Annotated in this window: 6 protein-coding genes; 1 reads left to right on the forward strand and 5 read right to left on the reverse strand. The window is 61.6% G+C overall.

Going from position 1 to position 2,982, the window contains the following annotated elements:
* Positions 1-159: 159 nt before the first annotated feature.
* Positions 160-393 carry a hypothetical protein gene (locus KJ624_08305; protein ID MBU2009817.1) on the forward strand — a complete coding sequence of 78 codons (234 nt, stop codon included), beginning with the start codon at positions 160-162 and terminating at the stop codon, positions 391-393.
* 155 nt (positions 394-548) lie between these two features.
* On the opposite strand, the gene KJ624_08310 is transcribed toward KJ624_08305, so the two are convergent.
* The 5 genes from KJ624_08310 to KJ624_08330 form a co-directional block, all read right to left on the reverse strand.
* The gene (locus KJ624_08310; GenBank protein ID MBU2009818.1) at positions 549-1,748 is read right to left on the reverse strand and encodes a hypothetical protein; all 1,200 of its coding nucleotides are present in this window, start codon (positions 1,746-1,748) and stop codon (positions 549-551) included.
* A gap of 26 nt (positions 1,749-1,774) precedes the next feature.
* Entirely contained in the window at positions 1,775-2,044 is a 270-nt protein-coding gene (locus tag KJ624_08315) for a hypothetical protein (GenBank protein MBU2009819.1), read from the reverse strand.
* Positions 2,041-2,496 carry a hypothetical protein gene (locus KJ624_08320; protein MBU2009820.1) on the reverse strand — a complete coding sequence of 152 codons (456 nt, stop codon included), beginning with the start codon at positions 2,494-2,496 and terminating at the stop codon, positions 2,041-2,043. The genes KJ624_08315 and KJ624_08320 overlap by 4 nt, the downstream gene beginning before the upstream one ends.
* Before the next feature lie 4 nt (positions 2,497-2,500).
* Positions 2,501-2,689: a histidine kinase gene (locus KJ624_08325; GenBank protein MBU2009821.1), complete on the reverse strand. Its 189-nt coding sequence runs from the start codon at positions 2,687-2,689 to the stop codon at positions 2,501-2,503.
* 1 nt (position 2,690) lies between these two features.
* Positions 2,691-2,982: hypothetical protein (locus tag KJ624_08330; GenBank protein ID MBU2009822.1), on the reverse strand; the 292-nt coding region annotated here is incomplete at its 5' end.

Here is a 2,982-nt window from a genome sequence, read left to right on the forward strand (position 1 = left end):
GCCGTCCGGGAGCGGGTCCGGCGTTACAGGGAGCGGGCCAGCCTGGAGAAGGAGGCCGAGGCCCTGGTGGGAAAGCCTAGATGAACCGGCCCCGGGAACAGCTCAAGGCCATGGCCCGGACCCTGCGCCAGGGCGGTGCCGAGAAAAAAGGAGAGGAACATGACCAAGGAAGATATCATAAAAGCCCTGGAGAATGCCGTCAAGGATGAGGGCGAGGCCGTCAAAGCGTACCAGGAGCTGGCCATCGGTTTCCAGGCCTGGGTGCTCACCCTGCCCTTCTCCGGCCAGAGGGATGAATACCAGCTCATGGTCAACAACACCCGTTTCATCCTGAGCGATGAGACCAGGCACAGGGGCGACTTTCAGAGGATGATAGCTAAGCTGGCACCCTGAGGTCCGGCGGCTCCATCCTGGCGAGGGCAGGTCCTACTCATTCAGGGGCAGGGGCCCGGTCCCCCTGGAGGCCTGCTCCTCAGCCTGCCACTCGCTGACCCAGCGGGCGAAGGTGGCCTGGTTGACGCCTTGGTTTTGTTTTCATCCTTCACCTTCTACCAGGTTATCAGGTTCCATCCTGCAGCTAGGTTCCATGTCTTCCCGCCGTAGCTGAGTGTGCAGGCCTGGGTGACACTTATCCAGTACCGCTGCCCTACGAGAAGCTCCTGCAGGTCCGATGGGGGATAGTAGGGGGCAGTGGGGTCAAAGCCGAGAGTGCCAGCCTCGTTCCAAACCCCCATCCCTGGGGACAAGTATGAGTAGATGGAGGCGAGCTGCTGAATTATGGGCCACCCGGGTGGGGGCGGGGGTGGGGGGGGCGGAGGTGGGCTGCCCACGGTCACGGACTGCCCAGTGTTGACGGTCTTGATGTAAGCCAGGGGGAACCCTGCGACGTTCTCGTAGAAGCGGAGGAAGAGGGGATAGACCCCTTCAGCCGCCGGCATCGTGATGCCGAGCTGCGTGCCCCAGGAGCCCGGCGGGATTGGGCCTATATCCCCTACCCCGATTCTCCCTGCTACCTCTCCGCCGGTATTGCCGGGGTTAAACGGGTAGGCATCGAAGTAGTAGTTTATGGTTCTGTTGGTGGGGTTGGTGATGTTGATGTAGGCTATGTGCGTGCTGCTGGGCAAGAAGGGTTGCACATTGCTGAACCAGAAGGCATCAAGGGTTATGTTCGGTGGCACCACCACCGCGGGCACGATGGTGTAGGTGCCCTCCACTACAAGAGTCTGCCCCGCCGCCACCGTCACGGTCTGCGCGGCCGGGGCCTGATAGTAGGCCACCCCTGGGGCGGGGTTGTCTCCCCCGGGCTTGTCCTCCCAGGAGATAGTGTAGGTCCCAGGGTAGAGGGTCCAGAGCACAGGGGCAGACCCCACCCAGGCCCCATCCACATAGACCTTCGGGGCGAGGATGGTACCGTACGGGCCGGCCAAGACGGGAACCGCTTTTATGTCCAGGGTCGCGGTAGCAGGCCCCACCAGCTCCCCATACCTCACAAGGTAGGCATCGTAGACCTGCTGGTACTCTGGCTGAGTTAGCTTCCCTGCGACATAGTCGCCCTCGAAGCGCACCCTCACCGCCGCCAAAGCGTCCAGGGTCAGCGACGCCGCTATGTCGCTGAGGTACCCCTCCACCAGGGAGGGGGGCACAACCGGAGGCGGTGCAGCCTCGGCCCTTTTTGATAAGGCTGATACGGCAAGAGCCGTTCCACCTACTACAACAACACCAAGGACTACCTTCTGCCCTCTGTTCATAGGTCCTCCTTTCCTCAGGAGCCGGCTTATGGGATTAACACGCTGTACTTTTGAGCATAGGCGCTGTAGAGGACCACGTACAGGTCATAGGTCATCTTGCCGGCTGTATAGTCCGCCTCAAACCTGTACCGGATGTTGTCCAGCTGTGCATACGTGGTGGCGGCGGCTATCTCTGCCAGGTACTGGTCGACAAGGCTCGGCGGCGGTGCCGGTGCCGCCTGGCCGACCCTGGTCAGAAGGAGCGCTCCCCCCCCCACAATCACCGTTCCCAGAAGAACTTTGCCTGCCGTTGTCATTTTTTCCTCCCTGCTAAGTATAGTCCACCGAGAACAAAAGTCCCGATGGCCACGATGGTCCACGGGTTCTCTACCAGCTTCTCTATGACACTCACAGCCTTCCGGATGAAGAGCCCGACAACCACGACTATCCCCAGGTAGAACAAGGCCGTCAGCACAGGGGCAAGGGCTAAGATGACGGCCACGACCGCTGCGGGGGAGCCCGTGAAGCGGATATAGCCGTCGTTCCCCTGGCCGTAGCAGTCCACCACCTTGATGTCTACTCCCTTTGCCCAGAACACCCCCTTCACTATGGCCTCCACCCCCCACGCGTCCATCAGGGGGCCTATCCCGGGGGCATGGAGAGAGAGTAAGCCCTCCGTGCCCACCGGCAGCTCGTCCAGGGTCTTCCAGACGTCGCCCTGGACGCCCTGGCTTGAAACCTGCGCTTGCGCTACCTGTTCCCAGCCCATTATGTTATCTCCTGATGGCCTTTACGAACTTCCCGAAGATCACGCCCCCGGCGGCAACCAGGAGGCTCCCCCCGGTGATGAGGGCGTAGCCCAGGTGTGCCCCCGTTGCCATCTCATAGCCTATCCCTGTCCCCACTAGGGCTATCCCGGCCAGCTCAATCCCTACAGCCAGGATGAAAAGGCGCCTGGTCATTTTATCCAGCCGGCCCTGGTGGCGTTGGTGGCCAGGGGAAGAATTTGTGGACGGCGCTTGCCCCCATTCCCACCACAACGCCCGTGATTACGGTGCCGAATACCGCGCTATCAGCCATGCCCACCAGGGGCAGGGCGTTGAGCTTGGGGTAAAGCGCAAAGGCCTCCCCCAACCCCATAGCGAGGGATACATAGGGCAGGAGCTTGTTGAGCCACGCCCTGTTCCACTGCCCCAGGAACGCTTCAATGACAGCCTGATTGAACGTCGCCAGGAACACCAGGATCGCCAGCAAA

It is taken from the genome of Chloroflexota bacterium (genome assembly GCA_018825785.1).
In the GTDB taxonomy this organism is placed as follows: Bacteria; Chloroflexota; Dehalococcoidia; order JACVQG01; family JAHKAY01; genus JAHKAY01.